Consider the following 25,228-nt stretch of genomic DNA (forward strand, 5'->3'; position numbering starts at 1 on the left):
GGCCCGGCTCAGAGCCTATGCGCGGGAGACGGTCATTGCCGAAAAGTTCCAGGCGATGGTCATGCTGGGGCGTGCAAACAGCCGCATGAAGGACTTTTACGATATCTGGATTCTCAACAGGTCATTCGATTTCGATGATGACAGAATGGCGTGTGCGATCAAAGCGACTTTCGAACGTCGAGAAACACCGATCCCCCGGAGATACCCGACGCCCTGACGGACGCCTTTGTCAAGGACCAGGAAAAGCAACGGCAATGGCACGCATTCGTTGAAAGCGTTGCACATGAACCCGGCGATCTGAAGGATGTCATCACAGAGATTGCCGCGTTCCTGACGCCACACGTCATTGCCGCTGTGAGGCTGCGCAAATGAGCATTTTGCTCACAATCGCCCGGTCATGGAGCAATGACAAATCGATTTCGCTGACCACGTAAATAACTGGTCACACGTTCGTGTCCCTTCACATCGACGGACCGGTTTTGTTGGCTGTGGGTCGTGACCTTTAAAGGTACCCATGTCGGTGATCTTGATGTCTTCACGCGGTTCGAGGTTCGGTATGCCTTCACCAAAGTGGATCTTGATCTTCAGATCCGCGAAGTCCTTCGTAATCAAGGCAGGATCCACCATTAGCCGGTAATCATTGCACATTGCTTTTCCTTCGAATGTGGTCCTATCACCGAGCAACGAGTCGCTGCAGGTGTGATACATGCTCGGCTTGCGCGCGCTCCAGCAGGACGAGCAGATCCTCGGCGTCCTTTGTCGGCAGCCGGAGAGCGGCCAACCTCGTGATCAACGCGGTTTGGCGAGCGAGGATGGCGGCTCCATCTCGAACGTGTCGCATGACCATCTGAAGTTCGATCTCACTGGCGCGCATTCAGGGAGAGTAGCAGTTTTCCAGCATCCGCACACGCTCCATCAGACTTGTCCAAATTGGGCTGCAGGGGGGCGCAATGTGTGTGCCATTCAGCGGCATCACCTTATAAGTTCTGAACCGCGGAAGACTTCCCCGTGATCGGGTGAAGCAGTTTCCGCTGGCTCGAGCAAGGTCAGCAGGAAAGCCGCCACCTCATCCTTTCCAATTCGACGCAGCGCCCGAGACGATGCCTTTCTAAGGCCTGTGCTCGCTCGCTGCGACAGCGTTCGGCAGAAACCGGACGCCGGCCCCGGTGAGGACGGCGTTGATCGCTTGTGCTTGACGGAGATGATCGAGCACGATCGGCAGCAGCGATCCGGCCAGACGTTGCATCTCTGCGTCCTCGCCGAAGGAGATTTCCCATGCCAGCAGTTGCGCCGTCTTCTGATGATCGACAATCTGGGCCGCAATATAGGCCCTGTCGAAAGCCTCGCCGTTCAGCTTATCAAGGCGGTCACGGATCAGCTGGTGATCGGCATCAAGCTCTGTCGGCAGTGGGATCTTCGCGGCATCGGCGAGATTTTTAAGCTTTCCATTGGCATCGCTATGGTCCTGAACCATCCTGTCGGCGAACTGCTTTGCGGCCTCGGCGCCAGCCTTCTGGCCCGCCATGCGGCCTAACTCCACTTCGGCCAACCCACCTGCGGCTGCAAGCTGGGCGAACAGCCGGTCTTGGTTGTTGGTCTGATTGGGAGCAGGAACGCCTGGCTTTGCCATTCTCGTGTCGACGCCCATTCCGGCTGGATTGCCGATCTGGGCAGTGGCTGTGCCTGCAAGCAGCACCAATGTGCTGAGAGCAACGATAATATGGCGGCCCATACGCTTCTCCTTTGTCCTCACAGCGTCAGCATGTAGGCGACGAGATCCTTCTTTTCCTGCTCCGTCAGCTTCACTCCCAGAACGAGATTGAAGAACTCGACGGTATCGGCAAGGGTCAGCAAGCGGCCATCATGAAGGTAGGGTGGAGAATCCTTGATGCCGCGTAAGGTAAAGGTCTTGATCGGCCCATCGGGCAGCGTGACGAAATCGTTGAAGACCTGGCCGATCTTGTAGAAGCGTTCAAGCTTCAGGTCGTGCATGTTGTTGTCCATGAACGCTGTCTGCGGCACATGACACTCGGCGCATCTTCCCTTGCCCATGAATATCTGTTCGCCGGACAGTTCCTGAGGCGTGGCAAGTGCTGGATCCAGCCGCCCGAACGGATCGAGTTTGGGTGCCGGCGGAAAATCGATGATGTTCTGCATCTGCGCCATCATTGCGACCTGGTTAGGTCGGTCGGGAAGATTGACCCCTTTGCGTGTCGCGCTCACGTGATCGCCGTTGAAATAGGCTGTTCGCTGCTCGAATTCGCTGAAGTCTTCGACCGAGCGGAGCGATCGCTTCGACCCGTGGATCTGCTGGTTGAAGAGGCCGCGCAAGCTGGTGGTGTCAAGTCGAAACCGGTCGGCCTGAGGACGAACGTCCGGCGTCAGATGAAAGGCGGCATTGGTGTGAAAATTGGAATGGCAGTCGAGACAGGCGACGCCGGTGCTCTGATCCGCAACCTTGCGGTCTTCGGTCTGGTTGAATTCTTCCTGCGGAAACGGGGTCAGAAGCAGCCGAAGCCCTTCCATCTGGACTGGCGTGATGACGCCGTTCATGATTTCGTAGAAGTTTTTGATCGTCAGCAGCTGACCTCGCGAGACGTCTCCGAGTTCCGGATGTGTGGTCAGGAAGATCGGCGGCGGAAACTCGGGCGTGAAATTGTCCGGAAGATCGAAATCGACGTCGAAACGACGCAGATCGCGCATCTCTTGAGCGTGGATTTCATCGATTTCGCGATTTGGAAAGACCTGGCCGCCTGCCGCCTGTTTGACATGAGGAAAGGGCAAAAATCCTTCCGGTAGAAGGTTCCGCTCTCGGATGTCCGATGGCTTCATGGCGGCGAGCTGATCCCAGCTGACATTTGCCGGGAGCTTGATGCGAACGCCGTCCTGCACCGGCTTCATGCCGCCGGACATCTTGACGTCAGGCATGGGCTTGTCGGCAAGATCATAGCGCCGCTCGAGCAACATGCGCTGCCGTTCCATGACCGCGGGCTTTTGAGCCTCGTCGATCGCCCGGGCTTGCGAAAGCGGCATGGTCGGCAGCGGCCTATAGGTCGCATCAGGCGGCAACGGGTCGGAAATGGCGCCGACGGCAAGGACCGCAACTCCAGAAAAGGAGGCGCCAAAAGCCAGACTTAAATAACGAGATCTCCGCATGTCCCTCTCCCCGTCGCGGCCAAAGTCAGCGTTCCCAACTTTGTAGAAGATCAAAAGTTCCGGGCAGCAATCGAACACTGTGAAGAAGCCTCCGAACCGAGATCGAGGCGATGGTGCTTTTCTACGTATTGCCCTGTATTGGTGTAGGTTTCATTCTCTGGTCCTCTCAATGCGCCAGAGCTTACTTCAAAATAGATTATTTCAACGGGGCAACGTCAGACGAGATAGCAGGTGTGGGAGTATTTTCTTGCCTGCCTATTCGATCTCGATAAATCGATATCAGGCAAGAGCCATTGTGATATCTAATCGATGACCTAGCGCAGATCAGATCTGTCGGCTCTTAGGGTTTCGATTCCTTTCAAGCAGTGGTCTCACTTAAGTCTGGGAGGCTAGCATGGCCACAAAAGGCTTCTAAAATCTCATTCGTCATCTGCTGCGCTTACGGTGGGATCTTAACACATTCTGGCCGGTACAGAAGTTTGGACAAACGCCTCCGCGAGCAGGGCGCCTATCACGCGCGGGGTTTTCAGTGCGGTGGATGGCAATCTGCACATCCGCGGAGACACGTTTGAGGTGACAACTTCGAGGCGGGCTGATTGTCTGTCTGCCTCCACATTGCTGGAGGTAGTCCGATTAACCGTCCTGAGGGTCTAGAATCCATGTTCCCTTAGCAAAGCAGCCAAGGCCTCGTCAGACCAACCTGCCATGTCGAACAGCGTTTCATATGGATTGCTCGCCTCGATGCCGAGTGAAGCCGCAAATGCGGGCTCGGTTTTCATGCCGTCGGCTCGAAGCTGCATCACGGCCGCGCGGAAGCGGCTTCCGCCGATCCTCAGCAGCCTGTGCTCCACCTGAAAATGCTTCCAGCCGTGCTGCTCAGGCACCGGGAGAGCTTGACCAAATAGTTCGAACGTCCAATCAGCGGCGGCAAACGAGGCGATGATCGGGTTTTCTCGACCGGTCCACTGTCGGACGGAAAATTCATCGCATGTGGAATATGCATCCCAAACGGCTCGGGTGAATACATGTGGATCTGGAGCGTAGCAGAGGACGTCTATATCGCTGGTGGGCAGATCAATGCCCAGAGGCGGCGTACCCGCGACGTGGGGATCGAATGGAGCCAAAATCTCCAGAAGCTTTATGCGGCTTAACGCGTCCGTAAAGCGAGGTCTCGTCATGCAGATCAAATTACTCGAGCGAAGGATTATTGCAACGCGCATCGCCGCCATATCCTCGATGCCACGAAGTCAATTGGGTATCGCCGATTAAGACAAGCACCGAGCCGTCGATCAGCGGAGGGCTTGGTTTGGAGATGTCACCGGTGAGACCACGGGCATGCGTTGCCGATGGTCTGGTTCTTCAGACTAGGTCATGAAATTCATCCTACTTGCTGCTTTGCGGCAAATACCTAAAGATGCAGATCAACGCATCGGGGGCGGGCATGTTCAACAATAGATCGATTTATAGAGTGGCACTTTGTCCTAGAACTGGCGCAACCTGATCAAATCATATTCGATAAAACTTCCAATTTTGCTGGTAGGATTTGTAGGCATATCAGAAAACGGCCGTTGGTGACTGCCGGATCCTGGGTACGCACTCGTTTGAGGCAACAGATCGTCCCACCCTCGAAGCGAGCCGAATGGACAACAGTCATTCAGTCACAAACGAAGACCGGGGGACGATTGATGACAGACACAAACTTATATCAACCGGCCGACCGCGGCCGTCGCGAGATGCTTGGCCTGGGGCTTGGTGCGGCGGCGCTCGCGTTGCTTCCAAGCTGGCCGGTCGTAGCGCAGTCAAACACAGCCCAAGGGCCAACCTTCGAAAGGGACCAAAGCATGGCCACCGTCACCACACGCGATGGCGTTGAGATCTTCTACAAGGACTGGGGTCCGAAGACCGCCCAGCCCATCATGTTCCACCATGGCTGGCCGTTGTCATCTGACGACTGGGACACGCAGATGCTGTTCTTCCTGCAACACGGCTATCGCGTCGTTGCTCATGATCGGCGAGGGCATGGGCGCTCGGCACAGGCGAGCGAAGGTCATGATATGGATCGTTATGCCGCCGACGCAGCAGCGGTTGTCGAGCATCTTGATCTTAAAAATGTCGTGCATATAGGCCATTCCACCGGTGGCGGTGAAGCGACGCATTACGTGGCCAAGCACGGGCAGCCGCAAGGCAGAGTTGCCAAGCTGATTATTATCGGTGCGGTTCCCCCAATCATGGTGAAAACGGCAACCAATCCCAGTGGCTTGCCGATCGAGGTGTTCGACGGACTGCGCAGGGCGCTGGCCGATAACCGTTCCAAATTCTATATAGATCTGCCGTCGGGTCCTTTCTACAGCTATAACCGGCCCGGCGCGCAGCCGATCCAGGCCGTCATCAACAATTGGTGGCGACAGGGCATGATGGGCGGCGCCAAGGCGCATTATGACGGGATCAAAGCCTTCTCCGAGACCGATTTCACGGAAGACCTGAAGATCATCACCGTACCGACGCTGGTTATGCACGGTGACGACGATCAGATCGTGCCGATCGCGGACTCCGCGCTTCTATCGGCAAAGCTGCTGAAGAACAGCACGCTGAAGGTCTACGAGAAGTTCCCCCACGGCATGTGCACGACCCATGCCGATGTGGTGAATCCCGATCTCCTGACCTTCGTGAAGGGCTGAGTCAGTGGAGGCCGGCGTCCCGGACGCCGGCTCTCCGCCCGCATTCCAATGGAGACATGTTCATGAAAATCGTCGTTATCGGCGGCAGCGGACTAATCGGGTCGCGCACCGTCACCCTGCTGCGAGATGCAGGTCACGAAGTGCTCGCCGCCTCGCCCAGCACCGGCGTCAACACGCTTACTGGCGAAGGGCTTTCGGAAGCCCTTGCCGGCGCCGAAGTGGTAGTCGATGTTGCCAACTCGCCCTCGTTCGAACCGAAAGCGGTGCTCGCCTTCTTCGAGACCTCAGGCCGGAATCTGCTCGCCGCCGAACGTGCGGCCGGTGTGCGCCATCATGTGGCTCTGTCGATCGTCGGCACGGACCGCATGCCTGACAACGCTTATTTCCAGGCCAAGGTGGCGCAGGAGAAGCTTGTCGAAAGCTCGGGCGTCCCCTTCAGCATCGTGCGCGCCACCCAGTTCATGGAATTCCTCGGCGCCATCGCCGATACCAGCGTCGTCGATGGAACCGTCCGTCTACCCGAGGGTCTGTTCCAGCCGATTGCCGCGGACGATGTGGCAGCTATCGTAGCAGAAACCGCTATCGGGACGCCGCGCGGCGTGTATTTCGACATCGCAGGTCCTGACCGTGCGCCCTTCGACCGGATCGTCGCGCGCTATCTCGAGGCGATCGGCGACGGCCGGCGCGTTGTGAGCGACCCGCAAGCGCGATATTTCGGCGGCACGGTCGTGCAGACATCATTGGTGCCGCTTGGCGAAGCGAGAATCGGTCGCATCTCACTCGACGGCTGGCTGCGCGGCCACCGATCCACCTGATGTTTCCAATCTTCAAGGATATCCCATGAAATACTATCTTCTCCCGTTGCTCCTGGCTTCCGCTCACGCCGCCCCGGCATTTGCCGACAACGTGCCGGGGGCCGACAACGCGAAGGTCACGCTCGTCTATGAGCATGCGCTTCCAGATGTTCCCGGTAAGAGCATTCGGGGCGTCCTGGTTGAATATGGTCCCGGCGGCTACTCTCCGGCACACACGCATGCGAAGTCGGCGATCATCTATGCGACGGTCCTGGAAGGTGCCGTGAAGAGCCAGATCAACGGAGGCCCAGTTCGGACCTTCAAGGCTGGCGAAAGCTTCACGGAATTGCCGGGAGACCATCACGGCGTCAGTGCAAATGCCAGTGACAAGGAGCCGTCGAAACTGCTGGCGGTGTTCGTCGTCAATACTGACGAGAAGGTGCTGACGATCCCGGATCAGAAGTAATCTGCAGCCGCCGCCCGTCACCCAGGGGCGGCCCATTCAGCAAGCACCGGAGTTGATCATGACCGAATCTGCCAGTCGAATGCTTGCCGGGGTACCGTTCCCGACACACCGCTCGTAAACAAGGCGATCGACTACGCGCGTAAAAACTGCGAGCCCTATCTGCTCAACCACGTGGTCCGTTTTCCTGGTTATTCGCGGTCCGGCTTGGCCAGATCGATAGCATCGAACACGATGCAGAAGTCGTTGCCGTCGGGACACTGCTGCACGACATTACGTTGAACGAAAGGTTCGCCGGACCCCGCCGTTTCGAGGTAGAAGGGGCGGATCTTGCGCGAACATTTGCGACAGCGGTGTCGATGGTCGTCGCGCGCAATTGATCTGGGATAGCGTCGCTCTCAACTCGACGCCTTCGATCGGTCTGTACAAAGAGCCGGAGGTTGCGCTCTGCACTGCGGGGATCGGCCTCGATGTCATCGGTTGGCGCTACAGCGCTCTTTCCTCTGCCGACATGGCCAGGATCGTTTCGGAGTTCCCCAGGCTCGAAATGAAGCAAAAGATGACGAAGTGCTTTTGCTGTATCGTCGAGCGGAATGCGGAGACGACATATGACAACTTCGCACGCGATTTCGGCGAACGTTTCGTTCAGGGCTACAAGGCTCCCTCGGTAGTGGATCTCGTCCTGAACGCCCCCTTCGACGAATAAAGGTCAGCTGCGACTCTCCAACCACCAGCGTTTTGCCGGGGGTCGGTCAGGGGGCCGTCAATTGATGCTCATATTTGAGCATCCAGTCACGCATCTCGCGAAGCATCGGCATCAGGTCGATCCCGGCCTGCGAGAGCTCGTACTCGACGCGAGGCGGAATCTCCGCGAAGGCATTGCGGATCACGATGCCGTTGTTGGCGAGGTCGCGCAGCTGCTCGGTCAGCATATGCTGAGTCACCCCCGGTAGCCGTCGGCGCAATTCGCCGAACCGGAGCGGCCCTTCGACCAGGATGCAGACGATTTCGATCTTCCACTTGCCGGTAATCGCACGAATGGCGCGCTGGAAGCGCAGGATATCGATCGCCTCCGGGCCAGTGCATCCCGCGCATTCGTCTTCGTCGTAGACACGCGGCTCAATGGTCTGATTTTTCATACTGGGTCCGAAAATCCATCCTACTTGATAATCTCATATAACAGCTCGATGTTGCAGTAAAGCAAACAATCAGAGTGACATTATGAGCAAGATATTGGTTACGGGTGGTTCGGGTTTTGTCGGCAGCCACGTCGTCGCAAAGCTTCTGAAGGAAGGCCATGAGGTTCGTACGACAATACGCAGCGCCGGGCGTGAAGCCGAAGTTCGAGAAATGGTGCGCAATGCTGGCCTGCAGGTCGGCAAGGAGCTTTCCTTCAGCTTGGCGGATCTGACCAATGACCATGGCTGGCCGGCTGCCGTTGCTGGTTGCGACTATGTGCTCCACGTGGCTTCGCCATTTCCACAGCAAGCGCCCGAGAACGAGGAAGAATTGATCGTTCCGGCGCGTGACGGTACGTTGCGCGTTTTGCGCGCCGCCAGAGACGCAGGCGTGAAGCGTGTCGTATTGACGTCTTCCTTTGCAGCCATCGGCTACGGCCACACCAACTACGACAGGATCTTTGACGAGGAGGACTGGACGGACCCGAACGGACCAGATGTGCAGCCCTATATCAAATCCAAGGTCCTTGCCGAGCGGGCCGCCTGGGACTTCATCGCCAGGGAAGGCAGCTCTCTGGAAATGTCGGTGGTCAACCCAGTGGGCATTTTCGGGCCGGTTCTGGGGCCGGATATCTCTGCATCGATCGCCTTCATCAAACAGCTGCTCGAAGGCGCTCCGCCCCTGCCTGGCTTGAGCTTCGGCATGGTAGATGTCCGTGATCTGGCGGACCTCCACATCCTTGCGATGACGGCTGATGCGGCAAAGGGCCAGCGCTTTATCGGGGTAAGCGGCGATGTTGTCACGCTGTTCGATGTCGCGAAGATTATCAAGGAAAAGCTGGGCGAACTCGCTTCGATAGTGCAAACACCGGAGATGGAAAAGGTAGCAAGCGCGCCCGTTCGCCGGAGCACCAGCGAGAAGGCTATGCGAGTGCTGGGATGGCGTCCTCGACCCAAGGAGGAAACCATCATCGATACGGCCCAGAGTCTATTTCGTTATGGCGTCGTAAGCTCGGTTTAATGGCCACCACATGTCTTGTTGTCGATTGGGCGAATGCGAATTGCGGTATTTGTTATGATCTCTTCAGCTACTGCGGAAGAATGACGGGGTCAGAGGTTTTGCTCCCATCAAGAGCAAAGAGATAGACGGTAGTGTAGTGCACGCTCCAATGGGTGGCTCAAACAGGTAGGATCATTCGTATAAGCAGCCCTCCCTCCGCAGGAAGTTCGGCACGCACCTGGCCCCCATGGCGTGCAAAGGCATGTTTTGTTATAGCCAATCCTAAACCAAAACCGCCGGCACCCGCCAACAGATCGTTTCCGCGTCGGAATGGCTGAAAGATTGCGTCGAGAATCTCCTGGGGAATACCAGGGCCTTGATCGCTTACGGTGATTATGAAGACTTGGTCTTCTCTCTTGGTGCGGATGAGCACCTGGGTATCTGATGGAGAATATTTGACGGCGTTTCGCACGACGTTTTCTATCGCTCTATAGATGAGCTCGCCATTGACGGATGTCACGCAGGACTCGGCTCCCTCATAGAATAGGGATATGTTGCGCGGAGCGCTTTCAAACGCGCAATCATCGGCGATCTCGCGAATGAGGTCGACCACATCCAGGATCTGCCGCTCAAGTGGCTGGCTCTCCGTTGCTGTCAGCCTGGCGAGGGTCAGGATCTCGCCAACGAGATCATCCATTCTTGCGATTTCCCGTTCGAGACGTTCGGTCATCGCATGCAGCCGATTGGGATTTTTGCTTAGAAGGCCGATTGCGGCCTGCAGTCGAGAAAGAGGGGAGCGGAGTTCATGTGAGACGTCGTGAAAGAGGCGCTGCTGGACATCCTGAAACTCTTGCAGTCGCGCGGCGGTGATATCAAAATCATGAGCAAGCGCCGCAATCTCGTCCCTCTTTCGATCGATTTTGTTGCCGATCCTTTTGTCGAACTGGCCCTGCGCCAGCGCACGCAATCCGCTCCTCAACTGCTCCACCGGCCGTGTTAGGTATTGGGCCAGCCAATAGGCTGCGAATGCGGCAGCAAACATCGCCGAAGTCCAGGGAATGAGCTTCGGCAAATTGCGTGACAGAAAGCCGATTTCCGGTACCTCAGCGTTCATTTGATAGCAATGGTCTGCATTGACCACCCGTCTTTCAAATCTGTCCGTTGCCTTGATGGCGCATTCCACGGGCGCGCCGATGGCCTTCAGCTTCAGGTGAACAGGTGGGGATGTCTGTGCAACAACGGACAGGAATTGTTCTGCCACATCAATCCCGCCCGTCGCCAGCAGCCTTGCCCCCGTATCGAGCGCGAATGATGTCCGTTCTTCGCGCAGTTCCTCGGTGGGCGGCAACAATCTGAAGACATAGCTGATCGCAAACAGCACCACGATCGATATTGCCGTCGTGAACCATACGATCGCGAAAATTCTCCAAAACAACTTTCGCATCAGAGCCCCTGCACTAGCTGATATCCCTGGCCACGTATGGAGTGAATCCACGACGTGCCGTCATCTCGGCTGCCGAGCTTTTGGCGGACGCTGCTGATGTGAACGTCGATGCGACGATCAAATGGTGTGAGGGGGCGGCCGAATGCGCGCCGAGAGATTTCTTGTTTTGGTACCAACTGCCCGGCGTTGCGTGCCAATACTTCGAGTATATTGAACTCGGCACCCGTTAGTTCCAGCGGCTTGCCTTGCCATTGGGCGGTTCGACTAGTCGGATATAAGGCTAGGTCGCCGACCTGAAGAATATTCTCGTCACCGAGCCTGCTTCCTGCTCGCCTGAGAATGGCGCGAATGCGAGCAACCAATTCACCGGGAGAACATGGCTTTGCCACATAGTCATCCGCGCCAAGGTTGAGCCCAGAAATCCGGTCGATGTCGTCTCCCTTTGCTGTCAACATCAAAACGGGCACGTTGCCTAGCCGACGGATGCGTTGCAGAGCGTCTATACCGTTCATTCGCGGCATCATCACGTCGAGAACAATGATATCCACCGATTGGTCGGCGGCACCAGCTATGCCAACACGGGCATCTTCCGACGTCTTAACCTGAAAACCCTCCTCCACAAGATATTCGCTGAGAAGGGTCGTTAGCTCGGTGTCGTCATCGATCAAAAGTACTTTCGCCATCTCGGGTTCCGTGTGCACTGTGTTGGCACGAATACACCCAACAACGTCGATCGGAAGAAGTTTTACACAACTTTACACTTCCTTAACGTCTCTTAACATCACAGCCGCTATCAGAGGTCCGTCGGCAATTTGCCCTGGAGCCTCGTCTTGACTGAAACAACTGAATCCCATTCGCGGTCTCCTTATACCATGCCTATATGGGAAGCGGCATCAGATCGCGACGGCGAGTCTCGCAGAAGCACGCTTGCGGCTACAACATGCGACAGGTGCCGAAGCTCAACCATAAGAAGGAAGATGCACCAGTTTAGCGCTCCACTTCTTTTGGCTGGCGCGCTCAGCAGTTGTGTCGTCGGCCCGGACTACCAGAAGCCAAGCCTCTCCATGCCAGCGAGCTGGCACGCTAAGGCGCGAGACAATTCCGACAAGCCGCCGGCGCTTGCGGAATGGTGGAAGCAAATGAAAGATCCCATCCTGGATGATTTCATAGCTCAAGCCGTCGCCGCCAATCTCGACGTCGCCACGGCAAAGGCGAAGATACGGGAGGCTCGTGCGACCTATCGCGAACAGATTGGCGCACTGCTTCCGACGATCGAAGGCACGGCTTCCGCGACACGCAACCGCACGGCCGCATCCGGTAGCACGCCCGCCACCATCTACAACGACTATGAACCAGGTTTCGATGCCAGCTGGGAGCTTGACCTGTTTGGCGGCAACAAGCGTACGGCGGAGGCTGCAAAATACGGCGTCGATGCTGCGGAAGAGGACCTGCGCGATACACTGGTCACCCTGATTGGGGATGTCGCTACCTACTACGTTCAGGCGCGCGAATATCAGCAGCTAGGGGAACTCGCTAAAGATTCGGCAAAATCGCAGAGCCAAACGGCTGCGCTGACGCGTACGCAATATGGGGCCGGGAGTACCTCCTTGGTCGATGTGACCAAGGCCGAAGCGCAAGCGGCTTCCACCCGCGCCGATATTCCCTCCTACGAAATTTCCTATGCCAAGTCAGTCAATCGGCTGGGAGTCTTGCTTGGCAAGTCGCCATTGCTGCTTGAGACCGCCCTTGGCAAAAGGCAAAGGCTCCCACTTCCGCCGGCGAAAATATCCGTGGGAATACCCGCCGACATTTTGAATATCCGCCCCGACGTGCGCAAGGCAGAACGCGAATTGGCGCAGGCTACGGCAAAGATCGGCGAGGCGGAAGCCAATCGTTATCCGTCGGTGAAGCTTACCGGCTCCATCGATTCTTCCGCCGCGAGCATCTCCGATTTCGGTAAGAAATCCACCATCGGATGGTCGTTCGGACCTTCACTTACGATCCCAATCTTTCAAGGCGGCCAGTTGAAGGCGGCTGTTGACGTCGCCAAGGCGCAGCGGGATCAATATCTCTTCTCCTATCAGTCCGCCGTACTTTCCGCCATGGAAGATGTTCAGAACGCCATCGTTTCCTTTAATCGATCAAGGGCGCGTTCGGCGGATTTGGCAAAGTCCGTCGAGGGCTATCGCGCGGCCGCCAAGCTTTCCAAACAGCTGCAAATCGCCGGCGAAGGTGATTTGTTCGACGTGTTGGATGCCGACCGGTCCTTGTATTCCGCCCAAACAAATCTCATCGAGGCCAAGGCCGATATCGCTACCTATTATGTCTCGCTCAACAAAGCGCTCGGAGGCGGGTGGACTGGTCCGATCGATATCTCCCGTCCGGCCGTCAGCGATTTGCACGAAGCTCCGCACTTTCAGGTAAAGCAATCCACCCCATGACTATTTTTTTTAAGACCTATCAGAGACATGCACATCTCCGCGACCGCCTAAAGCGTCTCGCGTGCGGAGCTTCATTTGCAATCATATCGACATGCATGGCTGGAGCACCTCATGTCGCCGCGGAAGAACAGGGGCAGAGCCAAGGAGCCGCGGCACTGACCGTCGCCGCCGTCAAGCCTTCGACCCGGGATTGGCCTGAGACTGTCCCAGCGAGCGGATGGTTGAAGCCTTGGCACGAAGCCGTAATTGAATCCGAAACGAGTGGTTTGCGGATCACAGAAGTCCTTGTCGATGTCGGGTCCGTCGTCAAAAAGGGCGACCTTCTCGTCCGGCTGAACCAGGACACCGTGCTGGCCGATCTGCGCAAGGAGGAGGCAGCCGTTGCGACAAAGGAGGCGGATCTGGCAAAGGCGAAAGTCGACGCGGATCGCGCACGACAAATCGGAGGCTCGGGTGCATTGTCCGACCAAAAGAAAGTCGAATACCTGACTACGGAGCAGACAGCCAAGGCGGATCTCGAATCCGAACAGGCTGCGCTCGAGAGCGAGCGAATAAAACTTGCGCAGACCTCCATTCTCGCTGTCGACGATGGCATCATCACCTCGCGATCGGCCTCGCTAGGTGCGGTCGTCTCGACCGGCACGGAACTCTTTCGCCTTATTCGTCAGCAACGTATCGAATGGCAGGCTGAAGTGTCGGCTCAATATCTCCTGCAAGTGATGCAGGGCCAGAGCGTGGAAATCAAGGGATCGAACGGACAGACGTTTCAGGGTATGGTCAGACTTGTCGCGCCGACCGTCAGCAGCGATACAGGGCGTTCGATCGTCTATGTGGAATTGCCGAAAGAGCCTCAGCCCCGCGTCGGTCTCTATGTTTCCGGGAACATAGAGATCGGTATGAAAAGAGCGTTGACCGTGCCGGAAGCCACTTTGGTTTTCAGAGACGGTATCAATTATGTCTTTACAGTCGACCAAGCGCACCGGGTACACCGGACCCGCGTCGATGTCGGTCGCCGCGAAGAGAACCATGTCGAGATCACCGCCGGTCTCTCGGGCGATGAGACGCTTGTGCGATCTGGCGGGGCCTTCCTCTCGGAAGGTGCGCTCGTCAATGTCGAAGGGACGGCAGAATGAACATTTCCGCCTGGTCAATTCGCAACCCCGTGCCCGCCGTATTGCTGTTCGTGTTGTTGACGGTTTGCGGCTTGCTCGCCTTTTCGAAGCTCCATGTCCAGAATTTTCCGGACATGGATCTGCCGACCGTCAAAATCTCGGCGTCGCTTGAAGGTGCTGCGCCAACCCAGCTCGAGACTGAAGTCGCGCGTAAAATCGAGGACAAGCTCGCCTCCCTCAGCCTTCTCGATCACATCACGACGACGATTACCGACGGATCTGTATCGATCAGCGTCTCCTTCAAGCTCGAGAAGAACAGCGAAGAAGCGTTGAACGAGGTGCGGAATGCCGTCGATAGCGCCAAGAGCGATCTTCCGTCTGAAATGGACTCGCCAACCGTCTCCAAGATGACGGTGCAATCTTCCGTTCTCCTCACCTATGCGGTTCGCTCCAAGCAATTGAATGAGACAGAGCTTTCCTGGTTTGTCGACAACGACATGACGAAGGCATTGCTCTCCGTCGGCGGCGTGGGAGAAGTTGACCGGCTAGGGGGCGTGGACCGCGAGGTTCACATCGACCTCAATCCCAATCTCATGAGATCCCTCGGCATTACCGCCTCGGATATTTCGTCGCGCGTGAAATCCGTTCAATCGGACAAGTCCGGCGGTCGTGGCGATATCGGTTCCGCGCGTCAAACCGTGCGGACCCTCGGCGCGGTTCCTTCGGTCGAAGATCTATCGAAATTGGCGATTCCGTTATCAAATGGCCAAAGCGTACGCCTGGACGAAATAGGCAAGGTCACCGACAGCTTCGAAGACCGATCCTCCCTTGCCTATCTCGATGGGGATCGTGTGGTCGCTGTCGAGATCAAGCGTTCAAACGGCTTTTCCGATACGGCTGTTGCTGATGACATCCAGGCAAAGATGAAGGAGTTTGCGTCGAAGCAGCCGGAAGTTGAGATTGTCCAGGCCTATACAACGGTAAATCCCGTCATCGAGAACTACGACGGCTCGATGCATATGCTTTATGAAGGCGCCATTCTTGCGGTTATCGTCGTCTGGATATTTTTGCGTGACTTTCGTGCGACGTGCCTTTCGGCAATTGCTCTCCCGCTCTCCATCATACCGACATTCCTGGTCATGCATCTGGCCGATTATAGCCTCAATACGGTAACGCTTCTCGCACTGTCACTCGTTGTTGGCATTCTTGTGGATGACGCGATTGTCGAGGTGGAAAACATCGCCCGTCATCTTCAGATGGGCAAGTCGCCCATGAATGCGGCCCTTGAAGCGGCCGACGAAATCGGACTGGCAGTCATCGCAACGACCTTTACCCTGGTCGCCGTATTCCTACCGACGGCGTTCATGGGCGGAATTCCGGGTCTGATCTTTCGGCAATTCGGGGTGACCGCTTCCGTGGCGGTATTGGCGTCGTTGCTCGTCGCCCGTTTCCTGACGCCGATGATGGCGGCTTATTTGATGAAACCCCACCACGTTGCGAAAGGTGACGGCCCGATCATGCGGGGTTACATCGCGACGGTGAAAATCTGCCTCAATCATCGCGGATTGACGCTGCTCGTTACCGGGATACTGCTGATCCTGTCCCTGTCGACCATTCCGTTCATGCGAACAGGCTTCTTTCCCGCTTCCGACGACGCGCAGACGCAAGTCAGTCTGACGCTTCAGCCTGGCAGCACGCTGGATGAAACTGATGCCGTATCTAAACGGGCGAGCGAGATTATTTCGAAACTGCCCAATATCACGCGGGTCTTCAGCGCCGTGGGGAGCTCTACAAGCGGCAGCGGACTGGATTCGACAACGACAACGGATGTGACAAAGGCTACTCTGGTCGTGAACCTCAAGGACATTGGCCAGCGGGAGCGGAAGCAATCCGCAATAGAAGATGATATTCGGCACGCGCTTTCCGTGCTGCCTGGCGTGCGCGTGGAAGTTGGCACCGGAGGCAATGGCACGAAGTTAGAGCTGACGCTCGCAAGTGACGATTCCAATGCCCTGGAACAGGCGGCAAGTGCGCTTGAAGAACAGCTTCGAGGGCTGAAGGGTATTGGAGCCGTGACATCGAGCGCCTCCCTTCAAGCGCCTGAAATCCAGATAAGGCCCGATTTCGCCAAGGCTGCCGTACTGGGTGTGACATCTGAAGCGATCGCGGAGGCGGTGCGCATTTCGACCAATGGCGACTACTCGAACGACTTGGCCAAGCTCAATCTGCCGCAGCGACAGATTGCCATCCGAGTCCGCTTCGATCCGCAATTTCGCAGGAATGTCGACGCCATATCGCAGATCCAGGTTGCCGGCACAAACGGCAAGGTGGCTTTGGGAAGCATCGCGGCGATCGCGATCGGAGGCAGCCCATCCGAAATCGACCGGATCGATCGCGCTCGAAACATTACACTATCCATAGAACTTAATGGACGCATTCTCGGTGATGTGAACAAGGAAGCGCAGGCTCTCCCCGCACTTCAGCATTTGCCGCAAGGCGTTTACCAGGTGGAGCAGGGGGAACTTCAGCGCAGTTCGGAGCTGTTCGAAAGCTTTGGCACCGCCATGGGAATCGGCGTCTTCTGCATCTATGCCGTCCTCGTGCTCCTCTTCCATGATTTCTTCCAGCCTGTCACGATCCTGATGGCGCTTCCGCTTGCACTCGGGGGAGCATTGGCTCCCTTAGCCATCACGGGTACGAGCTTTTCGATGCCTGCGATTATCGGGCTGATATTGCTGATGGGGGTGGTGTCCAAAAACTCCATTCTCCTTGTCGAATATGCGATCATGTCCCGACGACAGGGCATGGCGCGCTTCGATGCGCTGGTCGATGCCTGCCATAAGCGTGCCCGGCCAATCGTCATGACAACAATCGCGATGGGTGCTGGCATGTTGCCGGTCGCTTTGAGCCTGACCGGCGGAGATTCCAGTTTTCGACAACCAATGGCAATCGTCGTAATTGGCGGTTTGCTCACCTCGACGTTCTTGAGCTTGCTTGTCATACCGACCATCTTCACTTTCATAGATGACTTCGTTTGTGTCATGATGTGGGCCTCCACTTCTAATCGCACCCAACCCGCAGAACTGCCTCATCTGTCGGACGGGTGATGTCACGTTGTTTGGCTGAAGCCAGGCGAAGGGCTTACGGTTGAAATCAAGCTGCCGCGCCGGTCGCAGTCTTCCACTGCGCCATTGCACGGATACGATGGAGGTGATTTGCAAGCGCGGAGTGCTTCTGGTGCGGCGGGATGAAGTGGTTTCTGATTGCTGAGAAGACCGAGATGAAATGTTGCAATCCGCCGGCGGATCGAAAGCCTTGCATCACCCGTTCTCGTTTTCGCAGAGGCAGATGTGAATTTTCCGCGCGGTTGTTCAGCCTTTTGTGCGATCGATGTTCAACGGCAGGCATCACGCACCGCTTTGCCGCTCCATATGAGCGCGTTTGTCGATGATGATCCGCTTCGGCGCGAGGCCTTGCTTCTTCAGCAGCCTGACCAGTAATCGCTTGGCAGCCTTTGTATCGCGGCGCGCCTGAACGATTTCGTCGAGAACGTATCCGTCCTGGTCGACCGCTCGCCAAAGCCAGTGCTTCCGTCCGCCGATGGCGATCACCACCTCGTCCAGATGCCAGATATCCTTTCGCGACGGACGTTTTCTGCGTAGCTGCTTTATGTAGGCTGCACCAAATTTGCGGCCCCAGCGCCGGATCGTTTCATAGGACACGACGATCCCGCGCTCCAACAGCATTTCCTCGACCAGCCGCAGGCTTAGAGGAAACTGGAAATAAAGCCACACCGCATGGGCGATGATCTGCGGTGGAAAACGGTGGTTCTTGTAGCTTATGGCCGATGCGTTCATCGCGCCCGATTAGCCAGCGACAGTTAAGCCACCAACAACGTGACATCACCCGCCAGCCTTCTCGCCGATCCGAGCGAAAGATCGTAAACCAAACCGCCATCAAAACCTTCGCTGGCAGGCCGAACACAAGTAGGCTTTCTAGCAGGTTATCCCCGTCACTTGTTCAGCGCATCTTTCAGAGCTTTGGCGGGCTGAAAGGTTAGCTTTCTTGCCGCGGCCACTTTGATGGTTGCTCCGGTTCCTGGGTTCCGGGCCTCGCGTTCCGGCGTATCCTTGATCTTAAACTTGCCAAATCCCGGGATGGACGTCTCGGCGCCGGCTACCGCGGCCGCGGTGATGGATGCGAATACAGCCTCGACGATCGACTTGCTCTGCGCCGTGGTGAGGCTGTGCTCTGATGCGATTTTGTCTGCAATTTCGTTGGTGGTGGTCATGATGGTCCCCTTGTTGAACACGGGGGATAGCTTCCACTCCAATCGCTTTCTGTCACCTGGCTGAAGCGTCGGAAAGGCCGCAAATCCCCCTATTTCCACGCCCCGAAGCGGATAGCCAGACTTTGGAATTGCCGTGATCGGACGACGTTCGAGTTGATGAGAAGCTTTCGATCGAGCCGGCGAGCGATACCCACGGATATCGCGAATAGAGGGCTAAGAGCTTCGCTCGAACTGCGTGATCGTCTACTGACACTTACGGAGATGGCGAAAGCTATGCCTCGTTGGCGTGAGGCAGAGCTGAGAGGTTTTGCGAACCTGATGCGACATTTCGATTGAGGCGCCAGCCTCGCACGGTATGCCTCTTCTCGTCACATCACTTTTCTTCGCGGTTATGTCGCTCTCCTTTAACGCTAACCGGAAATGACATCACCGTGGCGTTCAACAGAAACGCCTTCCATTGCAGCGCCGTGTGGGCAATACCATTCGTACAATGGTGCTCAACCCCACGATCATGCCCAGGCCGGGGATGGCAACTGAAGAACACGGAGTAAGGAATGGATCGTATCGATGCAATGAAGGTTTTCGTTGCAGCCGTAGATGAAGGCAGCCTCGCCGGAGCAGCCCGCAAGCTGAAGCGCTCACCGACAGCGATCAGCCGTGCACTCGGCATGCTCGAGAAGCATGTCGGAACCGAGTTGCTTCATCGAACTACCCGGAGCCTGCATTTGAGCGAAGCGGGCCAGCGGTATGTGGTCGTTTGCAGACGAATTCTTTCTGATCTCGAAGAAGCCGATCTTGTCGCAGTCGGCGAAGAAGCTTCCCCACGCGGGATGCTGACAATTTCCGCCCCGCCAATATTGGGGGAAGAGGTTTTGCGCCCAATCATCGATGACTTCCTCCGGCTGCACGAGCCGGTGTCCGTCAGGCTTCTGATGCTAGATCGATTTGTAAACCTTGTGGACGAGGGTGTCGATATCGCGTTGCGCATCGGCAATTTGCCGGACTCGTCGAACATATCGACAAGGATTGGTGGCGACGTGCGACGAGTGGTCGTTGGCTCGCCAGACTACTTGGCCGGGCGTCCTGCTATCGAAGATCCTTCCGATCTCGCGGCACATAGCATCATCGCGTTCAGCAATTTCGGTTTGGAATCGTGGAACTTTTCGCCATCGAGAGGATCTTCGATTCCGCGGTCAGTTCACTTCACGCCGAGATACGTCGTCAACAGCGTGAGAGCGGCCGCTGCATCGGCTGTGGGTGGCCTCGGCCTGACAAGGCTCTATTCCTACCACGTCTCTCATCTTGTCAAAGACGGAAGCCTCAAGATCGTGTTGCCGGACGATGAACTTCCCGCACTTCCCGTCCATCTGTTATCGCCTCCTGGCCGGATGACAGTCCCTAAAGTTCGTGCTTTCGTCGACTTTGCAGCACCGCGCCTGAGAAGCGACCTTAGACGCATAGCATCGGAAGCTGAAGGAATGTCGTGATTATGCCGTATAGCGGCACAGTGTCACCCTGATGGTGGCAATTCTCCCGGTCCGCGGGAGCATCTAAATCATACCCATCGACGCCGAGGGCGTTGCACGACCGAAAGAAACGGCCGTGGATATGAGAAGGATGCACATCATGAGCACTCAGAAAGTTGCAATCATCACCGGCGCGTCACAGGGCATCGGCGAGGGTTTGGTGCGGGGCTACCGCGAAAAAGGTTATAACGTCGTTGCGACGTCCCGGTCGGCAAAAGCTGGCTCTGACTCCGGAGTCTATGCCATCGCTGGTGATATCGCTAAGCCCGAAACCGCAGATCGTGTGGTGCGCGAAGCGCTGGAACGTTTTGGTCGGATCGATACGCTCGTCAATAACGCCGGCGTGTTCACGGCAAAGCCATTCGTCGACTTCACTCAAGAGGACTACGATCTCAACTTCGGGGTCAACATTGCCGGGTTCTTTCATATCACGCAGCGCGCCGCACGTCAGATGCTGAAGCAGGGTGCAGGGCACATTGTGTCGATCACCACCAGCCTGGTCGATCAGCCGATACAGGGTGTGCCTGCTGCGTTGGCGTCGCTCACGAAGGGTGGTCTCAACTCCGTGACCAAAGGCCTCGCCCTCGAGTATGCGAAGTCGGGTGTTCGCGTGAACGCGGTCTCTCCGGGCATCATCAAGACGCCGATGCATGCGCCCGAGACGCACGAGTTCCTCTCCGGTCTTCATCCCGTGGCTCACATGGGCGAAGTCAGCGATATCGTTAACGCCGTCCTGTTCCTCGAAGACGCCGGGTTCGTAACCGGTGAAATCCTCCACGTCGACGGCGGTCAGAACGCCGGTCGCTGGTGAACGAGCTTTGGGAGTGGATCCGGCAACCAATCGCCGGGTCCACCTGCGAAAGGCGGACGATCAATGGTCGTAACCAGTTTTCCGACACTCTTCGTTAGAAAGGATGCAGGGCTAGCCCGTGTCGGGGCCGGCTACGCACACGTCGACATCCTGGAACATCACCTGTCGGAGTTGGGCTTTTAAACCAGCCGGCCAACTGAAAGGAATTCCCGATGCCTATTGTAAATATTCAGGTCACCCGAGAAGGCAATACGCCCGGCGCGAACTCGGTGACGGTTGAGGAAAAGGCCCGGATCATTGCAGGCGTCAGCAACGTCCTCCTCGAGGTCCTGAACAAGCCGCTGGCCTCAACGTTCGTTGTCATCGAGGAAGTCGATCTTGAAAACTGGGGCTGGGGCGGCCTACCGGTCGAAGAATACAGAAAGCAACGTTCTGCTGCAAAGCCTTCCTAGGATCGTTGGCTCTTCTCCAGCGCCACTGTCAATCGGCGTGCAAATTTGCATGCCGAAACACAGTCCTTGCAGCAATATCTGCTCAAGAAGCCAGGCGGAGACAGGGAGGTGGTCGATATCCTGGCGCTTGTTCTCCAGCACGACGAACAAGCAGTGCTCTCAGCTGTCGACATGGCGCTGAAGTCCGGCGTTCCAACCAAGACGCATGTGCTGAACCTGCTGCACCGTCTCGTCGACGGCAAATCCTTCATTCCGCCAACGATCGATGCGCCGCAAGCCCTGACGCTCGTCAACGAGCCCAAGGCCAATGTCGAACGATACGATGCCCTGAGAAAGACGGAGGCCGGCCATGCGTCATAATCCAGCGAGCGGTGCAATCGTCATCATGCTGCGGCAACTGAAGATGCACGGCATGGCACAAGCCGTCGGCGAGCTGACTGAGCAAGGATCGCCGGCGTTCGAGGCTGCCGTTCCGATCCTGTCGCAGCTCTTGAAAGCGGAAACAGCCGAACGGGAGGTGCGATCGACCGCCTATAGCTCAAGACCGCCCGCTTTCCTGCCTATCGTGTGTCAATGCCGCGTGAATTTTCCCCAGAAGCACTCATGAGGAGTATTGCTCCGGTACTGACATACCCGCGCGAGATTGAACTGATGGGCAAGATAGCCGGGAAGAAAACTAATTCCCATTCCCATCGCCACAAGCGCCCTGACGGTCAGCAGATCATCTCCGGCCCGGAGGCGAACGCTATTTCGATTGAGTCGCAGGGAGCCGAAACGTCATCAGTAACAGGTCCTCGACGGTGAGTTGCCGAGACAAGGAAGACTCAACTCATTGAGCTTGCTCTGTTGCATTGCTTTCCATGGCAAAGTCCCCGCATAGGTCATCAAAACCACTGCAATGATAGGCCGGTCGCGTGGTCATCTGCGGTGCGCCTTTCCGCGTCGAGACAGATGGCATGCTGCGTAAGACTATCGGGACAGTCTGTGTTCGTCGTCGATCAGGATCAGGCGGCCAGGCGGTGTGCTGCCCCATGTCCAGAGGACGAGATTAAGATCGTCATTCGTTGCAGCGGGTGCGAAGCTCTTCACGAGCAGCCCGCAACAGCCATCGGCAGCAAGCTGGCGTGCGAAGGCTTGTGTTTTCGCCTCACCCGAATCCTTCATCTGGTCACGCCAGGTCGGATCGGCGAGTGCCGCCGCATCCATGCCCTGCGCCCGAAGGGCTGCGTCGTCCCGGCAGTCGAACACATGTTCGACATCGGCATCATAGGAAACCAGCGTCGTCGGTTGCAGATTTCCGACCTGATTAGCTTCCTTCAGCGCCGTCATGATTGTCAGCGACGTATAGAGGGCGGGCACGCCTTTCGGGTTGAAGCGACCGCCATAGAGTTCCGCGCCGCGTCCCGACAGAGGCTCGCCGGCGTAGATCGGGTTGAGCGCCCGGTAGAGCTTTCCTCGATACTGCATCGGCCGGAGGCTATGCGTGAACGCCGGCGTCGACCGCGTCAATATAATCGAGCACCTCGTCGGCGCGACCGTTGCGGACCAGTTGCATCGCCGTCTGACCAGAGAAGCCAGACAGCGGCTCGGAGCGATACCAGGCATAAGCCATCAGCGCCGAGCCGAAGCGCGGTTCGACCTTATTGACGATCTCAATCATCTCGCGTAAGCGGCGCTGCGTTCTGTCGGAACGAATACGATCCTTGCGTTGAATTGCGTCTTTTCCGAGTCCGGCGGTGCGGGCGATCTCTTCGCTGGTCGTGCGAAATGCATCCGCGATCTTGCGCGGTGCGAACAGCCCATCATCTGCATATTGAGCGATGCCCATGATCCACCTCCATCTTCAGAGTGCCAATAGTGTAGACGCTATATAGCGTCAATAATGGCGGCGTTCAACGCCTCTCGGGAAAAATTGAAGGGGAAGGGAAATCCGTTGCAGATAGTCCTCCTGCCGACGCTATCGCACAACTGCCGCCTGCGCCATCCGAGCCGCTTGTCCTTCGCCGGGCTGGTAGCCCTGCCTGTCACACATAGCAGGATGCTCAGCCGCAGTTGCGGCAAACGCGGACCGCTGGAGGCGCTCCGATTTGGATGCGATACGCGCGAGAATCTCTTTTGGATTGGGCCTGTCGTGGTAATAAAGCGCCGCGGCCCGCTAATACGCGCGTTCGTAAAGCCTGAAGGTATCAGGGTCAGCAAGGCTGAATGCCGGATTGCTGCTAATCGGGATTGTTGAGCTTCGGGAAACGCCGGTCTTTGTGAGTGCGATATGCATCTGCACCGAAAAATGCCCGAACGTCCGGTTGGTCCAGGAGGCAATAGACGTCGTAGTAATGGCCTAAAGGGCTGACAGCATGAAGCTATATAGTACACTATTCCAAAATCTTCCTCACTAAACAATAAAAATCCAGAGATCACCTCACCTTCTGGAAGGACATGGCCGACGACCACTACATGCCGCGCGCCTGTCAAACTCTATGTATTGGCGCGCATGCGATAAAATAAACTCAAAGACAAATTCCAGTTCAATCAATGATTTACCCATTTTCTTGGGTGCTTTCGGTTCGATTCTCTTCAAGAGCATAAGGACGATCCGAAACTCGTTTATTTAACGCCGCTTACCTTAGTCTGCCACTTATTTAAGTGAGATGGCCATTGCTTAAATAGCGATCAAAAATCATACTATCGCCATGTCTGATTCTGAACGCTCTCGGCGGCTAGGACGCTTTGTAGAAACATCCGCAGCCGGCGAAAAGGTGCGAGCGTTTGTACCGCCGCCATTGCCGCCATGGCCGGCCATTGACGTGCTTTCGCTGTTGGAGCGCCTCAGCCTGGCGGAGCGAGCACTCGGACGCCTGGATGGCATCACAGTATTGCTCCCGCGTCAGGAGCTGTTTCTTTATATGTATGTCAGGAAAGAAGCTGTTCTATCCTCGCAGATCGAGGGGACGCAATCGACGCTGTCTGACTTGCTGCGTTTTGAGACAGAAGCGCAGGCGGGACAGCCGATCGACGACATACGTGAAGTTTCCAACTACGTCGATGCCATGATGTACGGTCTGGAACGGCTCGAAGCCTTTCCTATGTCGCTACGCCTAATCCGCGAAATGCATGCGCGATTGCTGCAAAGCGGGCGCGGCGGCACCAAGAATCCTGGAGAATTCCGCCGTTCGCAAAACTGGATTGGGGGAACACGGCCTGGCAATGCACTCTTCGTGCCACCGCCGGTGACGGAGATGGACGCTTGCTTAAAGGCGCTTGAGCAATTTATGCACGAAGATCGGTCGCGACTGCCCGCCCTCATCAAGGCCGGTCTTTTGCATGTCCAATTCGAAACGATTCATCCGTTCCTTGATGGTAACGGGCGTATCGGCCGCCTCCTGGTCACGCTTTATCTCTGCATGAACGGCGTTCTGCGCAAGCCGCTGCTCTATCTCAGTCTTTATTTGAAGACACATAGGGCAGAGTACTATCGGCTGCTTCAGGAAGTCCGCGAACAAGGCAACTGGGAGGGCTGGCTCGACTTTTTTCTCACGGGTGTTGCCGACACCGCCAATCAGGCGTTCGACGCTGTCACGCGGATTGTGGATGTGTTCAAGGAAGACCGTGACCAGATCACAACCGAAAGCGATCGCGCGGGTTCAGCGCTTCGCATTCACGATCTCTTTCAGCAAAATCCGTTCTTTACAGCAAATCAGCTCGTACAGAAGACAGCCCTATCTGCGCCCACAGTTAACGCGGCGCTCGCAGACTTGGAGCGCTTCGGCATCATCAAGGAAATAACGGGTCGCAAGCGCGGCAGAGTTTTCAGCTATAGCCGATATCTTGCAATTCTGAGTGAGGGCACCGATCCCTTGCCCCCGGCCGCGTGAACGGACCGAA

21 protein-coding genes and 5 pseudogenes are annotated in these 25,228 nt (G+C 56.7%); 15 read left to right on the top strand and 11 right to left on the bottom strand.

The genetic code is table 11. From position 1 onward, the window contains the following. Positions 1-372: pseudogene (locus DQ393_RS34240) on the top strand (nucleotidyl transferase AbiEii/AbiGii toxin family protein); the annotation flags it as partial. 138 nt (positions 373-510) lie between these two features. Here DQ393_RS34240 and DQ393_RS33985 read toward each other — a convergent pair. The 4 genes and pseudogenes from DQ393_RS33985 to DQ393_RS30225 form a co-directional block, all read right to left on the bottom strand. Further along, positions 511-648: pseudogene (locus DQ393_RS33985) on the bottom strand (SOS response-associated peptidase); the annotation flags it as partial. Positions 649-1,108: 460 nt separating this feature from the next. Further along, entirely contained in the window at positions 1,109-1,732 is a 624-nt protein-coding gene (locus DQ393_RS30215; RefSeq protein ID WP_112345391.1) for a DUF4142 domain-containing protein, read from the bottom strand. A gap of 17 nt (positions 1,733-1,749) precedes the next feature. Next, the gene (locus DQ393_RS30220; protein ID WP_112345392.1) at positions 1,750-3,156 is read right to left on the bottom strand and encodes a cytochrome B6; all 1,407 of its coding nucleotides are present in this window, start codon (positions 3,154-3,156) and stop codon (positions 1,750-1,752) included. A gap of 650 nt (positions 3,157-3,806) precedes the next feature. Further along, entirely contained in the window at positions 3,807-4,376 is a 570-nt protein-coding gene (locus DQ393_RS30225; protein WP_210209444.1) for a DUF4269 domain-containing protein, read from the bottom strand. Positions 4,377-4,997: 621 nt separating this feature from the next. Here DQ393_RS30225 and DQ393_RS30230 point away from each other — a divergent pair. The 4 genes from DQ393_RS30230 to DQ393_RS33990 all read left to right on the top strand — a co-directional run bounded on the left by DQ393_RS30230 (position 4,998) and on the right by DQ393_RS33990 (position 7,797). Further along, positions 4,998-5,834, top strand: a complete 837-nt coding sequence (locus DQ393_RS30230) for an alpha/beta fold hydrolase (protein ID WP_112345393.1) — start codon at positions 4,998-5,000, stop codon at positions 5,832-5,834. A 62-nt stretch (positions 5,835-5,896) separates the two neighbouring features. Next, positions 5,897-6,649, top strand: a complete 753-nt coding sequence (locus DQ393_RS30235) for an SDR family oxidoreductase (protein WP_112345406.1) — start codon at positions 5,897-5,899, stop codon at positions 6,647-6,649. A gap of 25 nt (positions 6,650-6,674) precedes the next feature. Further along, positions 6,675-7,094 (top strand): cupin domain-containing protein, encoded by a 420-nt coding sequence (locus DQ393_RS30240; RefSeq protein ID WP_112345394.1) that lies wholly within the window; start codon positions 6,675-6,677, stop codon positions 7,092-7,094. A gap of 373 nt (positions 7,095-7,467) precedes the next feature. After that, positions 7,468-7,797, top strand: coding sequence for a hypothetical protein (locus DQ393_RS33990; RefSeq protein ID WP_245430508.1), 330 nt, complete (start codon positions 7,468-7,470; stop codon positions 7,795-7,797). Positions 7,798-7,843: 46 nt separating this feature from the next. On the opposite strand, the gene DQ393_RS30250 is transcribed toward DQ393_RS33990, so the two are convergent. Next, the gene (locus DQ393_RS30250; RefSeq protein WP_112345395.1) at positions 7,844-8,230 is read right to left on the bottom strand and encodes a winged helix-turn-helix transcriptional regulator; all 387 of its coding nucleotides are present in this window, start codon (positions 8,228-8,230) and stop codon (positions 7,844-7,846) included. Between the two features lie 82 nt (positions 8,231-8,312). On the opposite strand from DQ393_RS30250, the gene DQ393_RS30255 reads away from it, so the two are divergent. Further along, positions 8,313-9,290, top strand: coding sequence for an SDR family oxidoreductase (locus DQ393_RS30255; protein WP_112345396.1), 978 nt, complete (start codon positions 8,313-8,315; stop codon positions 9,288-9,290). Between the two features lie 157 nt (positions 9,291-9,447). Here DQ393_RS30255 and DQ393_RS30260 read toward each other — a convergent pair whose 3' ends face one another. Together DQ393_RS30260 and DQ393_RS30265 are read right to left on the bottom strand one after the other, a co-directional pair. After that, a complete protein-coding gene (locus DQ393_RS30260; protein WP_112345397.1) occupies positions 9,448-10,713 on the bottom strand; it encodes a sensor histidine kinase in 1,266 nt (421 codons plus the stop codon). After that, on the bottom strand, positions 10,713-11,396 hold the full coding sequence (locus tag DQ393_RS30265; RefSeq protein ID WP_112345398.1) for a response regulator transcription factor: 684 nt from the start codon (positions 11,394-11,396) through the stop codon (positions 10,713-10,715). Before DQ393_RS30265 ends, DQ393_RS30260 begins: the two co-directional genes overlap by 1 nt. Before the next feature lie 294 nt (positions 11,397-11,690). Between DQ393_RS30265 and DQ393_RS30270 the strand changes: the two genes are divergently transcribed. From DQ393_RS30270 to DQ393_RS30280, 3 genes are all read left to right on the top strand, one after another. Then, entirely contained in the window at positions 11,691-13,154 is a 1,464-nt protein-coding gene (locus DQ393_RS30270) for an efflux transporter outer membrane subunit (RefSeq protein ID WP_112345399.1), read from the top strand. Positions 13,155-13,249: 95 nt separating this feature from the next. Continuing rightward, positions 13,250-14,287 (top strand): efflux RND transporter periplasmic adaptor subunit, encoded by a 1,038-nt coding sequence (locus DQ393_RS30275; RefSeq protein WP_112345400.1) that lies wholly within the window; start codon positions 13,250-13,252, stop codon positions 14,285-14,287. Beyond that, complete coding sequence (locus tag DQ393_RS30280; protein WP_112345401.1) at positions 14,284-17,373, top strand: efflux RND transporter permease subunit; 3,090 nt, start codon at positions 14,284-14,286, stop codon at positions 17,371-17,373. Before DQ393_RS30275 ends, DQ393_RS30280 begins: the two co-directional genes overlap by 4 nt. A 46-nt stretch (positions 17,374-17,419) precedes the next feature. On the opposite strand, the pseudogene DQ393_RS30285 reads toward DQ393_RS30280, so the two are convergent. Both DQ393_RS30285 and DQ393_RS30290 read right to left on the bottom strand, forming a co-directional pair. Further along, positions 17,420-18,169: pseudogene (locus tag DQ393_RS30285) on the bottom strand (IS6 family transposase). Between the two features lie 109 nt (positions 18,170-18,278). Then, on the bottom strand, positions 18,279-18,557 hold the full coding sequence (locus DQ393_RS30290; protein WP_112345407.1) for an HU family DNA-binding protein: 279 nt from the start codon (positions 18,555-18,557) through the stop codon (positions 18,279-18,281). Between the two features lie 554 nt (positions 18,558-19,111). Here DQ393_RS30290 and DQ393_RS30295 point away from each other — a divergent pair. The 5 genes and pseudogenes from DQ393_RS30295 to DQ393_RS30320 form a co-directional block, all read left to right on the top strand. Further along, positions 19,112-20,044, top strand: coding sequence for a LysR family transcriptional regulator (locus DQ393_RS30295; protein WP_112345402.1), 933 nt, complete (start codon positions 19,112-19,114; stop codon positions 20,042-20,044). Positions 20,045-20,180: 136 nt separating this feature from the next. Then, a complete protein-coding gene (locus tag DQ393_RS30300; RefSeq protein ID WP_181592447.1) occupies positions 20,181-20,894 on the top strand; it encodes an SDR family NAD(P)-dependent oxidoreductase in 714 nt (237 codons plus the stop codon). Between the two features lie 212 nt (positions 20,895-21,106). Beyond that, positions 21,107-21,346 (top strand): tautomerase family protein, encoded by a 240-nt coding sequence (locus DQ393_RS30310; RefSeq protein ID WP_112345403.1) that lies wholly within the window; start codon positions 21,107-21,109, stop codon positions 21,344-21,346. Positions 21,347-21,406: 60 nt separating this feature from the next. After that, positions 21,407-21,706, top strand: a pseudogene (locus DQ393_RS30315) (IS21 family transposase); the annotation flags it as partial. Next, positions 21,696-21,913: pseudogene (locus DQ393_RS30320) on the top strand (ATP-binding protein); the annotation flags it as partial. The pseudogenes DQ393_RS30315 and DQ393_RS30320, both read left to right, overlap by 11 nt. A gap of 402 nt (positions 21,914-22,315) precedes the next feature. Here the strand turns inward: DQ393_RS30320 and DQ393_RS30325 are convergent. Then, entirely contained in the window at positions 22,316-22,813 is a 498-nt protein-coding gene (locus DQ393_RS30325; RefSeq protein ID WP_112345409.1) for an RES family NAD+ phosphorylase, read from the bottom strand. A gap of 10 nt (positions 22,814-22,823) precedes the next feature. Continuing rightward, on the bottom strand, positions 22,824-23,174 hold the full coding sequence (locus tag DQ393_RS30330; RefSeq protein WP_112345404.1) for an antitoxin Xre/MbcA/ParS toxin-binding domain-containing protein: 351 nt from the start codon (positions 23,172-23,174) through the stop codon (positions 22,824-22,826). Positions 23,175-24,036: 862 nt separating this feature from the next. Between DQ393_RS30330 and DQ393_RS30335 the strand changes: the two genes are divergently transcribed. Next, on the top strand, positions 24,037-25,218 hold the full coding sequence (locus DQ393_RS30335) for a Fic family protein (protein ID WP_112342136.1): 1,182 nt from the start codon (positions 24,037-24,039) through the stop codon (positions 25,216-25,218). Positions 25,219-25,228 lie beyond the last annotated feature (10 nt).

This window comes from Martinezella tropici, assembly GCF_003287875.1.
In the GTDB taxonomy this organism is placed as follows: Bacteria; Pseudomonadota; Alphaproteobacteria; order Rhizobiales; family Rhizobiaceae; genus Rhizobium; species Rhizobium tropici_C.